Origin of the sequence: Shewanella sp. MF08487, assembly GCF_050848685.1 — a bacterium.
GTDB lineage: Bacteria > Pseudomonadota > Gammaproteobacteria > Enterobacterales > Shewanellaceae > Shewanella > Shewanella glacialipiscicola.
The window spans coordinates 183,546-204,941 of record NZ_JBOZPB010000002.1; the positions used below are offsets into that span (position 1 = coordinate 183,546).

Here is a 21,396-nt window from a genome sequence, read left to right on the forward strand (position 1 = left end):
GGCTAAACTCAACGATTTTGGTAGTAAATAATGAAAATACTTGTCACAGGTGGTGCAGGCTTTATTGGCTCTGCAGTTGTTCGTCACATCATAAAAAACACTCAAGATTCTGTTATTAATGTTGATAAATTAACTTATGCAGGCAACCTTGAATCACTTGTAAACGTAGAAAAAAATGAACGATACGTTTTCGAGCAAGTTGATATTTGTGACAGAACAGAACTCGATAGAGTATTTGCACATTACCAACCTGATGCAGTCATGCATTTGGCGGCAGAGTCTCATGTTGACCGTTCTATTACAGGTCCAAGTGATTTTATTCAAACCAATATTGTTGGCACTTATACGTTACTTGAATCGACTCGCGAGTATTGGAATGGTTTATCTGAGCAAGCAAAGAAAGCGTTTCGTTTCCATCATATCTCTACTGATGAAGTGTATGGTGATTTGCCGCATCCTGATGAGCAAGACGGTGAGCTGCCATTATTTACTGAAAATACGTCTTATGCACCAAGCAGCCCTTATTCAGCATCAAAAGCAGCAAGCGATCATTTAGTCAGAGCATGGTTACGCACTTATGGTTTGCCTACTGTGGTGACTAACTGCTCGAATAACTACGGCCCGAATCACTTCCCTGAAAAGTTAATCCCGCTAGTGATTCTTAATGCACTAGAAGGCAAGCCATTACCCATTTACGGTAAAGGTGATCAAATTCGCGATTGGCTTTTCGTTGAAGATCATGCTCGTGCCCTCTATAAAGTAGTCACCTCAGGGAATGTTGGAGAGACATACAATATCGGTGGACATAACGAAAAGCAGAACCTTGAAGTGGTACAGATGATTTGCACTATTTTAGATGTGCTCGTGCCTAAAGAGACGCCTTACTCAAAGCAAATTACCTATGTGACAGATAGACCAGGCCATGACCGCCGCTATGCAATTGATGCAACTAAGATGAGTGATGAGCTTAACTGGCAACCACAAGAAACCTTTGAAACAGGCCTTCGTAAAACCATTGAATGGTATTTAGCGAATCAAGAGTGGTGCCAACATGTACAAGATGGCACTTACCAACGCGAGCGTTTAGGCATTTAATCTATCTTTTTTTAATGCCCTAGAGTCCCATAAACCTAGGGTCTATTTATGTAGGAACTGATTTTACTATGAAAGGAATTATTTTAGCTGGGGGCTCTGGTACTCGTCTATATCCATTAACTCGTGGAGTATCAAAACAGTTATTACCAATTTATGATAAGCCGATGATTTATTATCCCTTATCAACGCTTATGTTAGCGGGTATTAGAGAGATATTAATTATTACCACCCCAGAAGACAATGAAGGTTTTAGGCGTTTATTAGGTGATGGTTCTGATTTTGGGATCAATCTAACGTATGCAGTTCAACCTTCACCAGATGGTCTAGCACAAGCATTTTTGATCGGTGAAGAGTTTATCGGTAAAGATAAAGTATGTTTAGTCTTGGGGGATAACATTTTCTACGGTCAGTCTTTTTCCAAAACACTCAAAAATGCTGCTTCGCGCGAATCAGGAGCTACAGTCTTTGGTTATCAGGTGAAAGACCCTGAGCGTTTTGGCGTTGTGGAATTTGATGCTGATATGAAGGCCATTTCTATTGAAGAAAAGCCAGCCAAGCCTAAATCCAATTATGCGGTGACGGGTCTTTATTTCTATGACAACAAAGTGGTAGAACTGGCGAAACTTGTTAAACCGTCCCATCGTGGCGAGTTAGAAATTACCACATTAAACGAGATGTATCTTAATGCCGGTGAGCTAAATGTCGAACTACTTGGTCGTGGCTTTGCTTGGTTAGATACTGGTACTCACGAGAGTCTGCACGAGGCGTCATCATTTGTGCAGACCATTGAGCATGTACAAGGCTTAAAAGTGGCGTGTTTAGAAGAAATAGCCTATCGCAATGGTTGGCTAACCCGCGAACAATTGCACGAATTAGCCAAGCCGATGCTTAAAAATGACTATGGTCAGTATTTGGCACAATTGGCTGTTCAATAGCCGTAAATCGTAAAGCGGAATTTGTGACTCAGGTGCTACAAAATGAGGCCTCGGTTTTCTAATTGTGCATTATGCCTCTTAACATTAAACTCTCACCATTAAGCATTTAACACTATGAAAATATTAGTCACCGGTAGTAATGGCCAAGTGGGTAGATGTCTTGTTAAACAGTTGAGCCAGATGCCAGAGATTGAATTTCTGGCTGTTGATCGTGCTCAATTAGATATTACCGAGGGTTCAGCTGTAGCTAAGTTGGTTAATGAATTTAAACCTTATGCAATTATCAATGCGGCTGCTTATACCGCAGTAGATAAAGCTGAACAAGAACTCGAGCTTTCTTATATCATCAACAGCGATGGCCCGTTATTTTTAGCCCAAGCAGCTCATGCAGTTGGCGCAGTAATGCTGCATATCTCTACCGATTATGTTTTTGCGGGTAATAAAGAAGGCGAATACTTAGAAACGGATGTTACTGAGCCGCAAGGTGTGTACGGTAAAAGCAAACTGGCTGGTGAGTTAGCCGTTGCAGCCGCTTGCCCGAGGCATATTATATTGCGCACCGCCTGGGTATTTTGCGAAACCGGCAATAACTTTGTAAAAACCATGCTTCGTCTTGCGCAATCTCGTGACGAGTTAGCTGTGGTAGCAGACCAGTTCGGTGGCCCAACGTATGCAGGTGATATTGCCAATGCATTAATCGTTATGGCTAAAGGCATTAGCGAAGGCAATCAATCATTTGGTATTTATCACTACTCAGGTTTACCCTATGTAAGCTGGCACCAATTTGCTTGTGATATTTTTAAGCAAGCCAAGTCACAAGCTTTACTTGATAAAGAAATGTGTGTTAACGCCATTACAAGCGACCAATACCCCACACTGGCTAAACGTCCTGCTAACTCTACATTGGATTGCCGTAAAATCGAACAAACCTTTGGCATTCAGCCCTGTGATTGGCAAGCAGCATTAAACCAACTGGCCAGATATCAGTAAATTAATTCAATATTAAGCATTCAACATTATGTTAATCATCGATACTAACATCCCCGCCGTAAAAATTATCGAGCCAAAAGTCTTTGGCGACGAACGCGGTTTCTTTTTTGAAAGTTTTAATCAACAACAATTTGAAGCTGCAGTCGGTTACCCAGTAAATTTTGTCCAAGACAATCATTCTAAATCGAGCAAAGGGGTGTTGCGTGGCCTGCATTACCAACTTGCCCCCCATGCTCAAGCTAAATTAGTCCGCTGTGTGGAGGGGGAGGTATTCGATGTGGCCGTGGATATTCGTAAAAGTTCGCCAACGTTTGGTCAGTGGGTAGGTGTGCATCTCTCTGCTGAGAATAAGCGTCAATTGTGGATCCCCGAAGGTTTTGCCCATGGTTTTGTCACTTTAAGCGAGACAGCAGAGTTTTTATATAAAACGACTAATTATTATCATAAACAAAGTGAAGGTGCCCTTGTTTGGGATGATGTTGATTTGTCTATTCAATGGCCTATTCAGGACGTTTTATTATCGGAAAAAGATGTGTTAGCACAAACTTTCTCAATGTTTAAGCAGGAACTTGTAGATGCAAATTAAGCTTATCCCTCTCCAAGCTCATGGTGATGATCGTGGTTCGCTAATTGCCTTAGAAGAAGGTATCAATATTCCCTTTTCAGTTAAGCGGGTGTATTACCTGTTTAATACTAAAGAGGCGGTACGCCGTGGTTATCATGCTCACAAGACACTTAAGCAAGTCGCTATTGTAGTGCGGGGTTCCTGTCGTTTTGTATTGGATGATGGTAAAGAGAAGGTAGAGGTGCTACTCGATAATCCTGCAAAAGGTTTATTGATCGAGTCATTTATGTGGCGAGAAATGTACGATTTTTCAGATGATTGTGTGCTAATGGTATTAGCAGACCAACTATATGATGAATCAGATTATATTCGAGATTATCAGCAATTCCTAAAGGAGATTTAAAAATGCTAAGAAAAGTAATTTTAGAAAAGTTTAATGAAGCTCTGGCTCAAACGAGCGTAGCAAAGTCTTATGATATATTAAGTGATGATACAGTTTTATTGGAAACTGAGTTAAATTCATTAGGTTTTGCAATTTTAGTCGCTTTATTAGAGGAAGAGCTTGATTATGACCCATTTCAATTAATGGAAGATGCTGTTTACCCTCAAACTTTTGGCGACTTTGTAGGTATTTATGGAAAGTATTCTAAATAAAAAACAAGAAACTATTTTAGACTTTTTAAGAATCGTGCCTGGCGATAGACATTTTTTAGTTAATTCATCAACTATAATTACTTATTCAGAAATAGTAGAGATTTCTAACCGTTTTCTAGACGAATACTGTAGCTATATGGGTAACAATATCGCTGTCAAGTTTGAAAGTCGTGAGTTGGCTGCAAAATTTTTACCTGCTGTTTCGTTTTTGGCCAAAAGTTTATTAATTTTACCTGATGGTTTGCAAGAAGCAGTAGAGCAAGATTTTTTTATTAAAACCCAGTCAAATTTTTATTTTAATTTCAGTGAAACTGGTGTTGAAGTAACTAAAATATCAGAGCAAGTTTCAGATAATACTAAACGTAAATGGATACTCGCTACATCGGGCACAACGGGAACGCCCAAGTTGGTATCTTACGAGCTTGGAAAACTTATTGGAACTGCTAAAAGAGATATCGTTAAGGGTCAAAATTATAATTGGGCTTTAGTTTATGATGTTAATCGTTTTGCTGGATTGCAAGTGTATTTTCAATCAGTTTTATCTGGTTCGAAATTATCTGTTTTAGAGTCGGGCAATACTATTGCTGAAATCATAGAGTTATTAATAAATAGTAGTGTGAACTGTCTATCTTCTACACCTTCTTTTTTTCGAAAGTTATTAATGAATCATAAAAGTTCATTAATAAATTTTTCTAGGATAACTTTAGGTGGTGAGATTGCTGACCAAACTATTCTAAATAGTCTAAATAATATGTATCCACAAGCAAAAATAACTCATATATATGCCTCAACTGAAGCTGGCATTGGATTTAGCGTAAAAGATATTAAAGAGGGTTTTCCTGTAACATTTTTAAATGAAAAATTTTTATTAGGAACAAACCTAAAAATCAATGATGGTACGCTTTGGATTAAATCTAAAAATACATCGGATATAATGATTAGCGGGTCATTAGAGTTAGATGTAGAAGGGTACATGAATACGGGCGATTTGGTCACTATTGTAAATGACCGAGTTTTATTTATGGGCCGTGAAAGTGGCACGATCAATGTTGGAGGAAACAAAGTTATACCAGAAGAGATAGAACGTGTAATTTTAAAGCATGATGCGATATCTGAATGTCATGTATTTGGTAAAAAGAATTCGATGATGGGTATGTTGGTTGCTTGTGATATTGTTCTTAAAGATACAAGTGTAGATAAAGCTTCTATCAAAAAAGAACTACAGTCTTTTTGCTATATGCAACTAGAGCCTTTTAAAGTGCCTGCATTTATCCAATTTGTTGATGAAGTAGAAAAAAACTCTGCTGGAAAAATCATGAGGGGTAAAGTTTCATGAAACTGGTTATAGTTACAGGTGCAAGTAAAGGGTTGGGATTGGCTATCTCAAAAAAGTTGATTGCGAATAGTTATAAAGTTGTTGGTATTAGTCGTAGTGTTGGAGAATTTAGTCAGTTGAAGGTAGATTATCCTGAGCAGGCCTTTTTTTATGATTATGATTTTTCTAATACTAAAGGTATTTCTGATTTAGTTAAAAGATTAGTTAAAGAACACGGGCGTCCATATGGATTAGTAAATAATGCAGCTGTTGGACATGACGGCGTTTTAGCAACAATGCACGAAAATGATATTAATCAACTTATTACTACAAATATAACCTCTCCAATTTTTTTAACAAAATATGTTACTCGTTCTATGTTATTAAATCAATGTGGTCGCATTATCAATGTCGGTTCAATTATAGGTAGTACAGGTTTTAATGGGTTGAGTGTTTATGGCGCATCAAAATCAGCTCTTTCTGGTTTTACAAAATCACTAGCAAGAGAAGTTGGTAAAGCAAATATTACGGTTAATACCCTTGCGCCTGGTTATATGGAAACTGCAATGACTTCTGGTTTGCAAGGTGAAAAATTACAGTCAATTAAAAGACGTAGTCCATTAGGAAGGTTAGCAAGAGTTGAAGATGCTGCCTCTGCTGCAATATTTCTTCTTTCAGAAAGTGCTAGTTCTATTACAGGTACAACACTTACTGTTGATGCAGGTAGTACAGCATGATAACTTCGTTAATTCATGATTCAGCAATTATTTCTCCTCTTGCCATAATTGAAAATAATGTGGAAATTGGACCTTATACAATAGTTCATGATAATGTTTATTTGAGTTCTGGTTGTAGTGTGGGAGCTTACTGTGAGTTGGGTTTACCTTCTACATTGGCGGAGAAAAAAGAATTAAGATTTGGTAAAAATTGCACCATTAGAAGTCATAATGTTTTCTATGCGGGCTCACAAATTGGCGACTCGCTAAATACTGGCCACTATGTCTGTGTTAGAGAAAACTCGATAGTAGGCAATGGATGTCAGTTTGGTAATCGTTCAGATATTCAAGGTGATTGTGTTATTGGTAATTTCACAAAATGTCATGCTGATGTGCATATAGGTAAAATGTCAAAAGTAGGCAATTATGTTTGGCTCTTTCCTGAAGTATTACTTACGAACGATCCCATACCTCCAAGTACAAACTTAATAGGTGTCACTATAAACGATTTTGCAGTTTTAGCTGCAAAAGTACTCGTTTTACCTGGTGTTGTTATTGGCAAAGATAGCGTAGTTGGAGCTGGTTCAGTTGTTAAGGAAAATATACCAGAAGGTAAATTAGCTAATGGTAATCCATCAAAAATAATTTGTGATGCTAATATTCTAAGAATGCATAATAATCCAAAACTGAAGGGTTATCCTTGGCGATATCGCTTTCATCGTGGTTATCCGGCAGATGTTGTTTCAGCTTGGCTAAATGAATTTCATGAGAAATAAAATGACAGTTAATTTTTTAGATTTAAAAGCTATTAACAACCAATATCAGCAAGAACTAAAAGATGCCTGCGCGCGCGTCATAGACTCCGGCTGGTATATTATGGGCAACGAGCTCACCCAATTTGAAACCGAATTTGCAGTGTATTGCGGTACTAAACATGCAATAGGTGTTGCCAATGGGTTAGATGCGTTAATTCTGACTTTGCGTGCATGGAAAGAATTAGGCAAACTCAAAGCTGGTGATGAAGTCATCGTCCAAGCCAATACTTACATCGCTTCAGTACTCGCTATTACAGAAAATGATCTGGTGCCTGTATTGGTTGAGCCCAACCCAGCAACATTTAATTTAGAACCTTCTATCGTACGTGCAGCGATTACATCTAAAACTAAAGCCATTTTACCTGTGCATTTATATGGTCAAATTTCTCCTATGCCTGAAATTATGGCGCTTGCAGCAGAGTTTGACTTATTAGTACTGGAAGATTGTGCCCAATCACATGGTGCTGAAATTAATGGTAAGCGTGCAGGTAATTGGGGGCATGCTGCAGGATTTAGCTTTTATCCAGGCAAAAATCTAGGGGCGTTGGGGGATGCTGGTGCTATTACCACTAATGACGATGAATTGGCCCAAACATTGAAAGCCCTACGTAATTATGGCTCGCACAAAAAGTATGAAAACTTATACCAAGGCGTAAATAGCCGTTTAGATGAAATACAAGCCGCTATGCTGCGGGTTAAATTGCGCCATTTAGAGGCTGAAACTGCCCGTCGTCAACACATTGCAGCTATGTATTGCGAAGGTATTAACAACCCGCGTATCGTATTACCACTTGATGCCGCTACATTCACCACTAACAATTCACAACTAATAACTAATGACTCACCATTAACTATTAACCATTACAAGGCCCACGTTTGGCACTTATTTGTGGTACGTTGTGAGCAGCGTGAGGCATTGCAACAGCATTTAGCTGGCAAAGGAATCCAAACCTTAATTCATTATCCCATTCCTCCACATAAACAGCAGGCTTATATAAACTACTCGGAGATGCAACTGCCACTGACGGAACTAATTCATCAACAGGTTCTATCTATCCCGTTAGATCCAACTATGAGTGATGAAGCTATTAAGCAAGTGATAACAGCGCTAAATGGTTTTAATGCATGAAACGTTTGTTAAAAGTCACCGCCATGACAGGGGTATTAACTTTACTCAAAATGGCAATGGGGTTTGTCATTGCCAAGGTGGTGGCTATTTACACTGGCCCAACCGGTTTGGCCATGCTGGGTCAAGTTCAAAGTATGGTTGGTAGCCTTAATGGGATTATTAACGCTCCAGTAGGCAGTGGTATCGTCAGGTTTACCGCTGAAAATAAAGCACAAGGTTTTGAGGCTTGTGTGCCTTGGTGGCGTGCTTCATTGCAATGGGTGTTAATTATATCAGCGATAACCATTCCGAGTGGTTTGTTATTAGCTCCACATATCGCCACTTGGCTATTCGAAGATGCAGAATTAACTTGGGTAGTAATGGCAACCGTATGCGTTCTACCACTTTCAGCAATAGGCACACTTTGTAATTCAGTCATCAATGGTCAACAGTTATATCGTCGTTATGTAGCTCTTGGTACGGTGTCAGCGTTAGTTTCTGGCGGCGTAATGTTAGCTATGATCGTGTTGCACAATATTCAGGGCGCACTCTTAGCTGCGGCAGTGCAATCGGCCTTAATCGGTGCGGTGATGTTAATCGCTAATCTGCGCCAACCTTGGTTTAAGCTTTGTTATTGGTGGGGAGCGGTAGAGCCAAAAGCACGCAAACAAATTGGCGGCTATATGCTAATGGCGATTACCAGCGCCTTAACCGTGCCTATATCGCTAATTTTTGTGCGTAATATTTTAATTGCTCAAGTGGGTTGGGATGCTACTGGTCAGTGGCAGGCGGTATGGAAAATATCTGAAGTTTATTTGAGTGTCATCACTATGGCATTGGGCACTTATTATTTACCTCGCTTAGCGTCGTTAGTTGGTGTTGATGCCATTGTTGGTGAAATTCATAAAACCGCACGTATTATCATCCCCATTGTTACGGCTATGGCATTTGGTGTCTATTTATTGCGTGATGTGGCAATTTCGCTATTATTTACCGAAGCATTTCGCAGTGCCCGTGAATTGTTTGCCATACAATTAACCGGTGATGTGATTAAAATTGCCGCTTGGCTTTATGCATACCCAATGCTTTCTCGTGGCGCCACTAAATGGTTTATTGTTACAGAGATAGTGTTTACCTTTAGCTTTGTAGTCTTGACATATGGGCTAGTCAATATTCATGGTGTGGTCGGAGCCAATATGGCCTATGCAATAAATTATCTAATCTATTTTTTGGTTGTTTTTCAAGCGGTTAAGCGGTTTGCTAAATGATGAATGTTTCTAAGATTACAATTATCACTCTCACTTATAAAAATTGGCGACTGTTAAATAAAGCGATTGCATCGGTTGTTAATCAAGTTGTTGACCAAAAATATAAAATTGAATATTTGATTATTGATGATGGAACTGATGACTTTGATTTTGATTATGTTAGTTCTCTTTTGAAGGATACAGGTTTAGATTACCAAATAATCGTTAATCAGCACAATATTGGAACTGTAGCGTCATTTAACAACGCCATCAAAAAGTCAAGCGGAGACATTATTATTCCATTGTCTGCAGATGATGAGTTTTATGATTATAATGTTCTCAATGATATTGCAGCGGAGTTTGATAGAGTAGATGCCTATATTATTACAGGGTTGAGGGTGCCTATTTTAAACTCAATCGAATGTCAGTCACTCCCTAGTAATAGAGATTATGCTCTGTTTAATAATTCAAAATTATTACTGAGGGAAATGCTGGTTGGAAACATCATTTCGGGTGCGTCAACGTATTATAGGCGAGAGCTGTTTGATAATGTGGGATATTTCGATGAGACTTACAGGCTCCTTGAAGATTACCCATTTTATGTTAAATTACTTTCTACAGGGATAAATATCGTGCTCCTTAAGCGAAAAGTTATAAAGTATGGTATGTCTGGCATTAGTGCCGCTGGTTCAATGAATCCGGTATTAAGGAATGATTTTTTAATTTTTTACAATGAATTGCTTACGCGATCAAAGATTAATTACTATGAGAGGCGGTTAGTTTTATATTTTAAAGTGATGAGCAAAAAGCAAAGGTTTATTAATTCATGGAAGTATCCGGATCTATTTTTGAGGGCTGTATTTAATAAGGTCTTTCATCAGTAAACTCGTTTTTATTGAGAGGACTAAATTCATTAATTTCGGATAAAAATTATTTTTATACTAGAATTGCTCCTTGTAATAAAAGCCTATGGCAGTGGCCTTCTAAAATAATTGGACTTTATAGGCGTTTTGCCTAAGTTTGAAACTTTCTGCTTTGATGTATCACCCCTGGTGAATAGCTTGTAGGAGTTGGTACAAGACGGGTAAATCCAAGTATCACATTACTAATTGTCAGAATATATTTGAGCTTTAACCAAAAGAGGTTCATTTTTTTTGTTGATGAACGGGCCATAGCAAGAGCTTGAGGATTTATTATCTTATCTTAAAACGATGAATTCATTGCGGCTAGGCAGCTCTTGCGGCGCAGACTTAATTTGCTTGGTTCTTTTTTCAGTATATTGACTGTAGCCTGCCGCATTCTTGCTAGATTATCTGCACCATCACCTCGAGATATCTGGCAAGCATCCTCATTTATCGTCTGATCCAGTCCAAGTGAAGCTGATTTTCAACCGGTCAATGACCACGAGCAACGTCAGCTAATTCCTCTGACGAGAATATGGCGGAACTGATCTAGTAACGTGTCAGAAGCTTTCCTTAACCTTTGTGTACCCGATAGCTAATGACTTTGCCAAATGTTTGTATTGTCGGCCATTTAGCATGAATCAGCTCCTTTGGCGCCGCTATGGTTTGGTACTCACTATATTCTGTTTAACCACACAGCGCCTCGATTTGAGTAACGTTTTCTACTTCCTCAGACTGAGCTTTACTCGCTGATGTAAAGCACTTAGATTGCCTTTGACTGGCGTTGTTGAATAAATCCGTGAACTAATTGGCGTTGCCGTGATCAGATCTCCTGACTCATCTTCTGGGTGGATGAAGTTGCAGTAAAAACGTGGTACTGCCATGAGCATCATGGCGGGCGTGGTCGCGGGTTTAGCTATAGTGATGTGGCGATTGAAACCGCGTTGATGGTCAAAGGCATATTTAATTTATCGTTGTGTGCGCTAGAAGGCTTTCTCAACTCATTATTTACATTGATGAATGTTCCACTAACATCACCTGATTACACCTCTATCAGTAAACGCGCTAAGACAGTCAATGTTCAGTACCGCAACCCCATTCGCGGACCGATAACACATGTTGTTGTCGATGCCACGGGCCTGAAAGTGTTTTGTGAAGGCGAATGGAAAACACGTAAGCACGACAGCGAAAAACGCCGCACATGGCGCAAGTTGCAAAGGCATTGGCCGGTGTCAAGGCGATGAACAAAGTCATTAGACTGGGTATGCTTGTTCGCCAGCAAGTTGCTTAATCGGCCAGAAGCCTTGGAATAATTACGTTTTATGAAATGATTTAATCAACAATGTCCAACAAGGACATAAAAATAAGTAATCTTTTCTGGTGGTCCATTTGATAAAGAAATATTCGATATCGAAAATTATATGAAAATAATCCTAAGTAATATATCAATACCAAAATGATACTGCATTTATGTTGAAGCGTTAAATGTTTTTACGGCCAAATGCTTTTGGCACTAGTTATAAGTTATCAGATAGTTGGTATTTCATCCCAGTATTTTAGAGTATGACTCATGCTATAAGTTAGAAGTAAATGTTTATACTGTAAGCCTAGAATCGAATAACTCCCCCCGCGACTGTCTAATCGTGATTCACGAACCTATCTTAAAGTTTCTGGAATTGATAAGGATTAATGTGGGGGGGAGAGTATATGGTTCAATTTCTATTTTAAGAATTAAATATACTGTCGGTAGCAGACGCTTCATTTATGCTAATAGCTATCAGAATTTTTAGTGTTTCTCAAAGTTTGGAAAGGATTAAATTGACTTACTATGGATACTAGTTCAGTTTTTTATGCTTTATCATGTTCAATATTTCTCTTCCCATTTGCTTACTACTTTTTGTACAAAAAATTAACGCATCCTATTGTGTTGTTTATTGGTGTTTTATCATTCCAGTATCTAGTCTATGTTTTTTTTCAAGATACTTATTACTCTGAGTTGTCCGATTATTCAAGATTAGAGATTTTTTTAGGTTTGTGGGCTTTTCTTTTTGGTTTTATAACTGTATCTCTCTTATGTTTTTTATTTAGGCGTCACTATAAGGTAAAAGTAGTTCCTAATTTTGATTATAGAAGTAAGCCATGCTTTGATATTTTAGATGGTAAAGTTAGATTTTTTACTGTCTTTGTTATTTTTGCTCATTTATACATTGGAGTTAATAACGGACTTAATGGTGTTTATGATTCTTTTCTTATAAATGTAAGAATGGAACATATAGCAAATCCTGGCAAATTCTATTTTTTTCCACATATGGCTATTTTTTTACAATCTTGGTTCGTATATAGCATTATCCATAAGCACAAAGTTGTATCATCGATAACATACTTAGTTTTATTAACCTTCTTGTGTGCACTTTCGAAGTTGGAACGCTCTGCTATTATATGTTTTATTATAACTTTGTTGATTTTAAAAGATCAATTGACTTATGATGGCGTGCCAATTAAGGTTGTGTTTTATTCATTTTCTATTGTTTTTTCAATTTTTATATTTGTATCTGCTCAGTTTTACACATCAAGTTCTATTTTTGATTTGCTTTTTGTTTTTCTTGATTATTTCGCTAAGAATTTAGATACATTTAATAGGTATGTGATTGATTTAACTCCAACTTATGACTTGTCACTTATATTAGGTCCTTTTGCAAAGTTTTTTACAGATAATGTAGGACTATCTGAAGTTGCGGTAGATGGAAGTTTTAACACTTATTCTTATTTAAAAAATTTACATTTGTTTGGTGGGGTAGAGTTCGTTGTGTTATTTAATACTCTGCTTGGTTTTTTGTTTTCCATAATTTATGAGGCAAGATATAAGCTTAATGGATGTCTGCTTGGCTTCTTTTCTTTTTTTTCTTGTTCATTATTTTTAAGTTTTTTTGCATATACTTTTTCATGGTCCAATTGGATTTATTATGCAATTTCGTTTTTTGTTATTTTCAGATTGACAAATAGACGGCGTTCAGTTTACAGCAATTCCGGTATGGATAGTGTGAGTGTTTAATTTCAAGTTTCAGGCGTAGTAAAAAACTAACCAATGATTTACTGAGCTATTTTTTAGCTTCAATACTCGTTTTTGTATGGCTAAACTTTGTCTTTTAAAAATTTCACGCTCTTACAACAAATGGTTTAGTGAAAATATTCATGTAATAATGGTTTGGGGTGTTTGTAGTTTATAGGTAATCACTAATCAGTATGTTTTTAATGTTTGCATTGCTAGGTTTTTATTTTATTAAAAATTCAAGTAAGGTAATAACTTTTCTTGTTTGACTATTTTTCTCATGCGTAATTATTCAATACAAACAGTACAGTCAGTAAAATATTTATTGTTCTGCTACTAATTTTCCTATTTACTTATAAATATACTAGAGGTGAGTCTTGTTAGATGTAGTTATTGTTCTTTACAATCCCTGCGAGCCCCTAATTTTGTCTAACTTAGATAAGATTATTTCTTGCTCGGTTGTTGATAAAATTATTTATGTAGATAACTCTGATTCTAATCAGAACTTTTTCATAGAGGAATGTTCGAAAGTTAAATATATAAATCTGAACGAAAACTTAGGCATCGCTACAGCGCAAAATGTAGGGCTTGAAGTTTCAATTTTAAATGATAATAGTAACGCAGTTGTTTTATTCGATCAGGACTCTATATTGGATTCTCTATTACTTGAGTCATTATACAGAGATTTTAGTGTTCTTATTGACTTAGCTGGTAGTGAATTAGCCGCTATGGGGCCGACTATTATTGACTCATTTAGCGGTAAGGTGAACTTTTCTTTAGCTGGTTATATGAAAAATATAAACTATCATTCTTGTTATGAAGTTAAAAGAGAAATTATCGCTTCTGGCAAAGTAATTAATAAGATTGCGCTACTCGAAGTTGGTTTAATGGAAGAGGAACTTTTTATAGATGGAGTAGACCATGAGTGGTGTTGGAGAGCTATATCTAAAGGGTACAAAATTTACGTTTCAAAAAATAGTTCAATGGTTCATACTGTAGGCGATGCTAGGAAAAAAATAGGACCTTTAACTTTACGCGTATCAAGTCCTATAAGGATGTATTATCAATTTAGAAATTACTTCTCTTTATCTCCTCGTCAATATGTCCCTTTTTATTGGAAGTTAAGGAATTTCGTCGGTTACGGAATAAAGTTTATAGTTTTTGGTTTTTTGGTTAAAGATAGTGAAGAAAGGCGTCAGTATATGCTAAAAGGTTTAAAGCATGGTATAAGTAAAAAAGTGGGTAAATATAGAAGCAGTTGAAAAATATTATAATTATTAGTTAGTGTTTTCTTGTAATATTTTCTTTCATTACCTTTGGTGATTTATGTGTTTCTCAGTGTTAATGTCACTCTATAATAACGAAAATCCTGCTTATTTGGATAAGTGTCTAGAAAGTGTTTTTAATCAGACATTAATGGCGAGTGAAATAGTAATTGTTTTTGATGGTCCAATTTCTAACGAATTGTTTGATGTTGTTATGTTTTGGAAAAGTAAGCTGCCTATTTTAGAGTATCCGATCGAGTTTAATGTCGGACTAGGAAATGCATTGAATTACGGGTTGCTAAAATGTAAGTATGAGCTAGTGGCTAGAATGGATACGGACGATATATGTTTGCCTTTTCGTTTTGAACAACAAATATCAGCATTCAAAAATGATCCTTTTTTGGACGTTTGTGGCAGTAATATTATTGAAATAGACCCCGTTACAATGCAAGTGATTTGTGAGCGAAAAGTTTACTCTTCACATTCTGCAATCTTATCTGATTTAGTTTGGCGCAATCCTTTCAACCATATGACTGTCATGTATAAGCGAAGTTCAATTATTGCGGTCGGAAGTTATATTGATTTGCCTTGGATGGAAGATTGGTATTTATGGCTTAGGTTACTTTCTTTAGATTATAAGGTTGCTAATATAGATGCTTCATTAGTTCTGGCTAGAACGGGTTCTGCTATGATTACTCGAAGGTCTGGTTTTAGTTACATTAAAAGTGAATGGATTATGACTAAGCATAAGATGAATTCTAAGTTATTTAGTGTGCCAATATGTATCCTTGTTTTTTTTAAACGTTCTATTCCTAGAGTATTACCTAAATTTGCTTTGTCTCTTATTTATAAATTTTCAAGAAGATAGTATATGATATTGCTAACAGGAACCAGTGGTTACATTGGCCATCACCTTAAAGAACATTTAAGTGCAAAAGGTTTTTCATTTCGCTATGTAGTTAGAACTGTAGTTCCTGTGACTTATTCATGTTCTAATATATTTCCAATTAGTCAACTTGATGGGAAGACCAATTGGAAAGGTGCATTCGACAATGTTAAAACAGTTATTCACTTGGCTGGCATAGCTCATGTTAAAGATGTTTCTGCTTCTGATTATCTTAATGTCAATACTCATGGGGCATTCCATCTAGCTAACGAAGCTGCAAAAGCTGGTGTCAAGCGGTTCGTCTATGTTAGTTCTATTGGCGTAAATGGTACCGCAACATTAAATAATTCTTTCTCTGCATTCGATAAAGCGAATCCGCAAAATGCTTATTCGAAATCTAAGTATGATGCCGAAGTAGGACTTAAAAAAATTGCTGCTGACACAGGGCTTGAGTTGGTTATTGTTCGGCCAACGTTAGTTTATGGCGCTAATGCACCAGGTAACTTTGGAATGCTAACCAAGCTAGTTAACAAGTTATCATTTTTCCCTTTTGGCTTAACGGATAATAAACGTGATTTTATCGCGGTTCAGAATTTGGCAGACTTACTAATCACTTGTGCTAATCATCCTTCTGCTGCAGGTCATACTTTTTTAGCTTCTGATGGTGAAACTGTTTCTATTAATGAGTTCACTAATGCGATAGCTAAAGGCCTAAATAAAAAGTTAATTCAACTACCTGTTCCTGTTAGTCTTATGAGATTGGTCGCTCGATTAGCAGGAAAATCGGTAATGGCGGAACAGTTATTAGGTAACTTACAGGTTGATTCCTCTAATGCTCATGAAGTATTAGGGTGGACTCCTCCTTATACCATGGAGCAAGCAATGGCTTTACTTCTAGAGAATAAAAAATGATTCGTGTATTAGATTTTTTAGCTGCGCTCTTTGGCTTGTTGTTACTTTGGCCTATTTTACTTATTGTCACTATTATTGGTATGTTCGATACAGGCTCACCTATTTTCATTCAAACACGTGTTGGGAAATATAAAAAACCTTTTAAACTGATTAAGTTTCGAACTATGTCAGTAGAGACTAAGTCTGTAGCAAGTCATTTAGCGAGTAATGCTTCAATTACAAAATTGGGTAATTTTTTACGTAAAACTAAAATTGATGAACTTCCTCAACTAATTAATGTCGTCAAAGGTGATATGAGCTTGGTTGGTCCTCGCCCAAATCTGTTTAACCAAGAAGAGTTAATTAAAGAGCGTGATGCTTTGGGTGTTTATGATGTTCTTCCTGGAGTAACTGGGTTAGCACAAGTTCAGAATATTGATATGTCTACGCCTAAGCTCTTAGCCGAGACAGATAAGCAGATGATAGATACGTTGAATATTAAAAACTATTTCAAGTATATCTTAATGACGGTAACAGGCAGTGGCTCGGGTGATGCGGTAAAATAGTCTATTCTATTGTGAATGTAGCGCGTGTGTATTCATTTGCTTTACATCATTAGAAATGGATATGTCTCATTGATATCGGGTATTCGAAAAGCAAGGTCTCAGTGCTGCTTGTTGCTCATTGCCATCGGCGTTTCCCAATACCAATGAGCTCTCTTTAGCTTACGGTAACGCGGCCACTAAAAGCTTTAATTTATTCTGTTTGTTGCTTAAAGTCCCCCTTTCACTGCAAATCGCTCGATAGGATTGCTACTCAAGTCAACCATGGTGCTATAATCCCCAACCTTGCATGTTGAGACTATTCAGTATCGGATTGCTAAACTTTTTGGCTAAATTATGAATGTTGTTTATTTGGAGCGAAAAATGGAGTTTTTGCAGTGTTTATTTCGTTTAAAGCGTTCCCACAAACGTGTGGTCAGCGTTGTTGTTGATTCGGTGTTCCTTTGCTTTGCTTTTTGGGCGGCATTATTCGTACGCGTTGATGATATCAATGTGCTCACTAATGGTGCCTATTGGGCATTGCTCATCGCTGTTGTTCCGTTGAGTATTGTGGGATTTGCTAAGTTGGGCTTATATCGTGCAGTGTTACGTTATATGGGTCTACAAGCGCTTACCGCTATTCTGCTTGGTGTGGTTGCTTCAACAATTGCGTTAGTTATCGTTGCCTATTATTCTGAGGCGCAATTACCCCGCACAGTACCGATTATCTACGCTGCGTTTTCGTTAGTTTTTGTGGGGGGGACACGTGCCATGGTTCGCTCATTTGCGGGCTCAGGTATGAAGCGTATTGGTGAACCTGTGATTATTTATGGCGCCGGTGTAAGTGGGCGCCAATTAGTTACTTCGTTAGCTCAGAGTCATGAATATTATCCCTTCGCATTTGTTGATGATGATATGACCTTACATGGCACGGTTATTCAAGGGGTGCATGTTCATTCGCCTTCTATTATAAAAAAGCTTATCTCACAAAAAACGGCTACTAAGGTGTTGTTGGCAATGCCTAGTGCATCGCGATCTCGTCGACAAGAGATTTTATTACAACTTGAGCCCTTAGCCGTTCAAGTATTAACCTTACCCTCGATGGCTGATTTGGTTAATGGCACAAAATTATATAGTGACATTAAAGAAGTCGAAATTGATGATTTATTAGGTCGAGATGCGGTTAATCCGCGAAGCGACCTTCTAAGTGCGAATATTCGTAATAAAGTGGTGATGGTAACCGGTGCTGGCGGCTCAATTGGTTCTGAACTTTGTCGGCAAATCCTCAAGCAACGTCCTAAAAAATTAATCCTATTTGAGCTATCGGAATATGGTTTATATGCCATAGAACGCGAATTACGCGCTACGGCGCATGATTTAGGTTTGGATGTTGAAATTTTTCCCATGATGGGCTCTGTTCAACGCGCAAATCGTATCGAAGCCGTGATGAAGGCTTTCAGTGTGCAGACGCTTTATCATGCCGCCGCGTACAAACATGTTCCGTTAGTTGAGCACAATGTGGTTGAAGGTGTTCGCAATAATGTGTTTGGCACCTTATATACCGCTCGAGCGGCAATAGCTGCTAATGTTGAGACCTTTGTCCTCATTTCAACCGATAAAGCGGTAAGACCGACCAATATTATGGGGACCACTAAGCGTATGGCTGAGTTGGTTCTGCAAGCGTTATCGAAGTTAGATCATAACACGCGTTTTTGTATGGTGCGTTTTGGTAACGTACTAGGATCTTCTGGTTCAGTTGTGCCTTTATTCAGGAGTCAAATCGCTAACGGTGGGCCTGTGACGGTAACACATCCTGAGATCACTCGTTTCTTTATGACCATTCCAGAGGCTTCTCAGTTAGTCATTCAGGCGGGTGCTATGGGAAAGGGCGGTGATGTGTTTGTGCTGGATATGGGGAAATCAGTCAAAATAGTTGATTTAGCGGCGAAGATGATCCGCCTAAGTGGATTTGAAGTTAAAGATGAAAAAAATCCTGATGGCGATATCGCAATTGAATTTAGTGGCCTACGTCCTGGCGAAAAGCTATATGAAGAATTACTGATTGGTGATGATGTTACTGGTACTGAGCATGAGCGTATTATGACGGCCAATGAATTGTGCCTGCCTTGGAATGAGCTCGATATTATTCTAAATGGCTTAGATAAAGCTTGTCATGAGTTCAACCATGAGTGGATCCGCGATATTCTGCTAACCGCGCCAACAGGTTTTAATCCGACAGATGGTATTTGTGATCTTGTATGGTTACAAAAGAAATCGTTACCGCTAGTTGAAGCTAAAAAGAAAGTGGTTACTTTGTTTTCTTAGTTTTGTTTTTATTTCAAAAGCCAAATCAGGATTGATTTGGCTTTTTTTTGAATATTTTTTGTATTTTACGTCTAGAAAGCATTCCATCATGCAAGTTGTATGTAAGCAACTCCTTCCAATATACGATAAACCGATATTTATTATCCATATGTCACCTTGATGCTGGCTAATATTCGCGATGTTTTGATTATTTGCACACCTCATTATTTATCGCTATTTCAAGCATGACTTGGCGATGGTAGTCATTGGGGGCTTAAATTATAATATGCTGAGTAAGCGTCGCCCAAAGGATTGGCGCAAGCACTGATGATTGCGGAATCTTTTTTAGCCGGTGAGGCTTGATAAGCAGGTATTTGATGAAATGTAGTGAAACTGAGTTGGCCGAAGTGCTGGTGTTTGAACCTAAAGTGTTTGGGGACGAACGAGTGTTCTTTATGGAGACGTTCAGGCAATCTTATTTTGATGCTTGTTTTACGGCTAAAGGATTTGAGCTGCCTATATTCGTGCAGCAAAATCATAGTCGCTCGCAACGTAATGTCCTGCGTGGTTTACATTTCCAGCAACGAAAACCACAGGGTAAATTGGTACGAGTCTGTGCTGGTAGCATTTTTGATGTTGCCGTAGATATACGTATCTGCTCAGCAACCTATGGTCAATGGGTGGGGCGCGTGTTGTCGGCAGAGAACCATTTACAAATGTGGATCCCTCCAGGCTTTGCTCACGGGTTTTATGTGCTCAGTGATTATGCCGATGTTATCTATCAATGTACTCAATATTATGATCCTGAAGATGAATGTATTTTAGCTTGGAATAGCAGCGACTTTGCTATTGATTGGCCATTAAGTGCCATGCCAATTTTATCGGAGAGAGATAGCGCCGCCTGCACACCACTATAAAATCACTCACTATGTGTATAAAAAGGAATGACGATGAGCTTATTATTTTCGCCTTTAATGTTAGGTCAGCTTGAGTTAGCTAACCGTATTATTATTGCCCCTATGTGCCAGTATTCGGCTATAAACGGACAGGCAACTGATTGGCATATGATTCATTTAGGCAGTATGGCGTTATCGGGTGCGGGAATGCTTATTTTAGAGGCCACCGCTGTTTTGCCCAATGGCCGAATTTCTTATGCTGATTTGGGATTATGGGATGATAAAACAGAAGCTGCGCTAGCGAATGTCCTTAAGTCCGTTCGTCAATACTCATCTATGCCGATGGCGATACAACTTGCCCATGCGGGTCGTAAAGCATCAACTCGAAAGCCTTGGGAGGGCGGTGGCAGCATTGCACCTGATGAAACTAGTGGTTGGCAGACAATAGCGCCTTCCGCTCAGGCTTTTAATGATGGTACAGCGTTACCTAGTGCGATGACATCTGATGACATCGATGAGCTTATTGCGGCTTTTGTGAGTTCAGCGCAACGAGCTGAGCGCTTAGGGCTTGATGCGATTGAGTTACATGCTGCCCATGGTTATTTATTGCATCAATTTCTATCTCCCTTATCAAACCAACGCCTAGATGAATATGGTGGCAGCTTAGAGAATCGATTGCGTTTATTGTTGACGGTATTTGATGCGGTGAAAGCCGTGATATCACCTAAAATGGCGCTTGGCGTACGCATTTCAGCAACGGATTGGGTCGAGGGGGGTTGGGATTTAGTACAAAGTATCGTGTTGGCAAAGGAATTAGATGCCCGAGGGTGTGATTTTATTCATGTAAGCACCGGCGGTTTGAGTCCACTGCAACAAATCCCTGTAGCGGAGCACTTTCAAGTGCCTTTTGCCAAAGCGATTAAAGCTGAGGTGAATATGCCGGTGATTGCCGTTGGATTGATAACCGATGCGAATAAAGCCGAAGCGATTTTGGCTCAAGGGCAGGCTGATGCTATCGCGTTAGCGCGTACCATGCTTTATAACCCACATTGGCCTTGGCATGCGGCAGCGACACTGGGCGCGACGGTTAAAGCGCCGCCACAATATTTACGCTCAGCTCCCCACGCCGTCAAATCACCCATAGTGTAAGAATCTTGCTAGGTATTTATAAGTTAAATGTTTCAATAGGTTGTTTGTTAAAAAAACGGGCAAGAGAATAAA

General features: G+C 38.4%; 20 protein-coding genes and 1 pseudogene. All 21 read left to right on the top strand.

The annotated features are described in order from the left end of the window. The first annotated feature begins 30 nt into the window (after nt 1-30). Nucleotides 31-1,095 (top strand): dTDP-glucose 4,6-dehydratase, encoded by a 1,065-nt coding sequence (gene rfbB, locus ACRN9H_RS02205; RefSeq protein WP_432312270.1) that lies wholly within the window; start codon nt 31-33, stop codon nt 1,093-1,095. A gap of 68 nt (nt 1,096-1,163) precedes the next feature. Continuing rightward, nucleotides 1,164-2,030 carry a glucose-1-phosphate thymidylyltransferase RfbA gene (gene rfbA, locus ACRN9H_RS02210; protein WP_432312271.1) on the top strand — a complete coding sequence of 289 codons (867 nt, stop codon included), beginning with the start codon at nt 1,164-1,166 and terminating at the stop codon, nt 2,028-2,030. Between the two features lie 114 nt (nt 2,031-2,144). Further along, nucleotides 2,145-3,020, top strand: coding sequence for a dTDP-4-dehydrorhamnose reductase (rfbD, locus tag ACRN9H_RS02215; RefSeq protein WP_432312272.1), 876 nt, complete (start codon nt 2,145-2,147; stop codon nt 3,018-3,020). A 28-nt stretch (nt 3,021-3,048) separates the two neighbouring features. Next, on the top strand, nt 3,049-3,606 hold the full coding sequence (rfbC, locus tag ACRN9H_RS02220; protein ID WP_432312273.1) for a dTDP-4-dehydrorhamnose 3,5-epimerase: 558 nt from the start codon (nt 3,049-3,051) through the stop codon (nt 3,604-3,606). After that, nucleotides 3,596-3,988 (top strand): sugar 3,4-ketoisomerase, encoded by a 393-nt coding sequence (locus ACRN9H_RS02225; RefSeq protein ID WP_432312274.1) that lies wholly within the window; start codon nt 3,596-3,598, stop codon nt 3,986-3,988. The genes rfbC (ACRN9H_RS02220) and ACRN9H_RS02225 overlap by 11 nt, the downstream gene beginning before the upstream one ends. A gap of 2 nt (nt 3,989-3,990) precedes the next feature. Then, nucleotides 3,991-4,239, top strand: a complete 249-nt coding sequence (locus ACRN9H_RS02230; protein WP_432312275.1) for an acyl carrier protein — start codon at nt 3,991-3,993, stop codon at nt 4,237-4,239. Next, a complete protein-coding gene (locus ACRN9H_RS02235) occupies nt 4,220-5,575 on the top strand; it encodes an AMP-binding enzyme (RefSeq protein ID WP_432312276.1) in 1,356 nt (451 codons plus the stop codon). Before ACRN9H_RS02230 ends, ACRN9H_RS02235 begins: the two co-directional genes overlap by 20 nt. Continuing rightward, nucleotides 5,572-6,291, top strand: a complete 720-nt coding sequence (locus tag ACRN9H_RS02240) for an SDR family NAD(P)-dependent oxidoreductase (protein WP_432312277.1) — start codon at nt 5,572-5,574, stop codon at nt 6,289-6,291. The genes ACRN9H_RS02235 and ACRN9H_RS02240 overlap by 4 nt, the downstream gene beginning before the upstream one ends. Further along, nucleotides 6,288-7,046: an acyltransferase gene (locus tag ACRN9H_RS02245; protein WP_432312278.1), complete on the top strand. Its 759-nt coding sequence runs from the start codon at nt 6,288-6,290 to the stop codon at nt 7,044-7,046. The genes ACRN9H_RS02240 and ACRN9H_RS02245 overlap by 4 nt, the downstream gene beginning before the upstream one ends. Nucleotide 7,047: 1 nt before the next feature. Continuing rightward, nucleotides 7,048-8,214 carry a DegT/DnrJ/EryC1/StrS family aminotransferase gene (locus ACRN9H_RS02250; protein ID WP_432312279.1) on the top strand — a complete coding sequence of 389 codons (1,167 nt, stop codon included), beginning with the start codon at nt 7,048-7,050 and terminating at the stop codon, nt 8,212-8,214. Further along, nucleotides 8,211-9,461 carry an O-antigen translocase gene (locus tag ACRN9H_RS02255; RefSeq protein ID WP_432312280.1) on the top strand — a complete coding sequence of 417 codons (1,251 nt, stop codon included), beginning with the start codon at nt 8,211-8,213 and terminating at the stop codon, nt 9,459-9,461. The genes ACRN9H_RS02250 and ACRN9H_RS02255 overlap by 4 nt, the downstream gene beginning before the upstream one ends. After that, nucleotides 9,458-10,324, top strand: coding sequence for a glycosyltransferase (locus ACRN9H_RS02260; RefSeq protein WP_432312281.1), 867 nt, complete (start codon nt 9,458-9,460; stop codon nt 10,322-10,324). Before ACRN9H_RS02255 ends, ACRN9H_RS02260 begins: the two co-directional genes overlap by 4 nt. A gap of 854 nt (nt 10,325-11,178) precedes the next feature. Beyond that, nucleotides 11,179-11,556 (top strand): annotated as a pseudogene (locus ACRN9H_RS02265) (transposase); the annotation flags it as partial. A 614-nt stretch (nt 11,557-12,170) separates the two neighbouring features. Further along, a complete protein-coding gene (locus tag ACRN9H_RS02270; RefSeq protein WP_432312282.1) occupies nt 12,171-13,394 on the top strand; it encodes an O-antigen polymerase in 1,224 nt (407 codons plus the stop codon). Between the two features lie 422 nt (nt 13,395-13,816). Further along, entirely contained in the window at nt 13,817-14,653 is an 837-nt protein-coding gene (locus ACRN9H_RS02275) for a glycosyltransferase family 2 protein (RefSeq protein ID WP_432312283.1), read from the top strand. A gap of 82 nt (nt 14,654-14,735) precedes the next feature. Next, nucleotides 14,736-15,524: a glycosyltransferase gene (locus tag ACRN9H_RS02280; RefSeq protein WP_432312350.1), complete on the top strand. Its 789-nt coding sequence runs from the start codon at nt 14,736-14,738 to the stop codon at nt 15,522-15,524. Between the two features lie 3 nt (nt 15,525-15,527). After that, nucleotides 15,528-16,454, top strand: coding sequence for an NAD-dependent epimerase/dehydratase family protein (locus ACRN9H_RS02285; protein WP_432312284.1), 927 nt, complete (start codon nt 15,528-15,530; stop codon nt 16,452-16,454). Beyond that, nucleotides 16,451-16,999: a sugar transferase gene (locus tag ACRN9H_RS02290; RefSeq protein WP_432312285.1), complete on the top strand. Its 549-nt coding sequence runs from the start codon at nt 16,451-16,453 to the stop codon at nt 16,997-16,999. The genes ACRN9H_RS02285 and ACRN9H_RS02290 overlap by 4 nt, the downstream gene beginning before the upstream one ends. A gap of 360 nt (nt 17,000-17,359) precedes the next feature. Next, complete coding sequence (locus ACRN9H_RS02295) at nt 17,360-19,300, top strand: polysaccharide biosynthesis protein (RefSeq protein WP_432312286.1); 1,941 nt, start codon at nt 17,360-17,362, stop codon at nt 19,298-19,300. Between the two features lie 356 nt (nt 19,301-19,656). After that, the gene (rfbC, locus tag ACRN9H_RS02300; RefSeq protein WP_432312287.1) at nt 19,657-20,196 is read left to right on the top strand and encodes a dTDP-4-dehydrorhamnose 3,5-epimerase; all 540 of its coding nucleotides are present in this window, start codon (nt 19,657-19,659) and stop codon (nt 20,194-20,196) included. Nucleotides 20,197-20,229: 33 nt separating this feature from the next. Continuing rightward, the gene (locus ACRN9H_RS02305; protein ID WP_432312288.1) at nt 20,230-21,324 is read left to right on the top strand and encodes an NADH:flavin oxidoreductase/NADH oxidase; all 1,095 of its coding nucleotides are present in this window, start codon (nt 20,230-20,232) and stop codon (nt 21,322-21,324) included. Nucleotides 21,325-21,396: the final 72 nt, after the last annotated feature.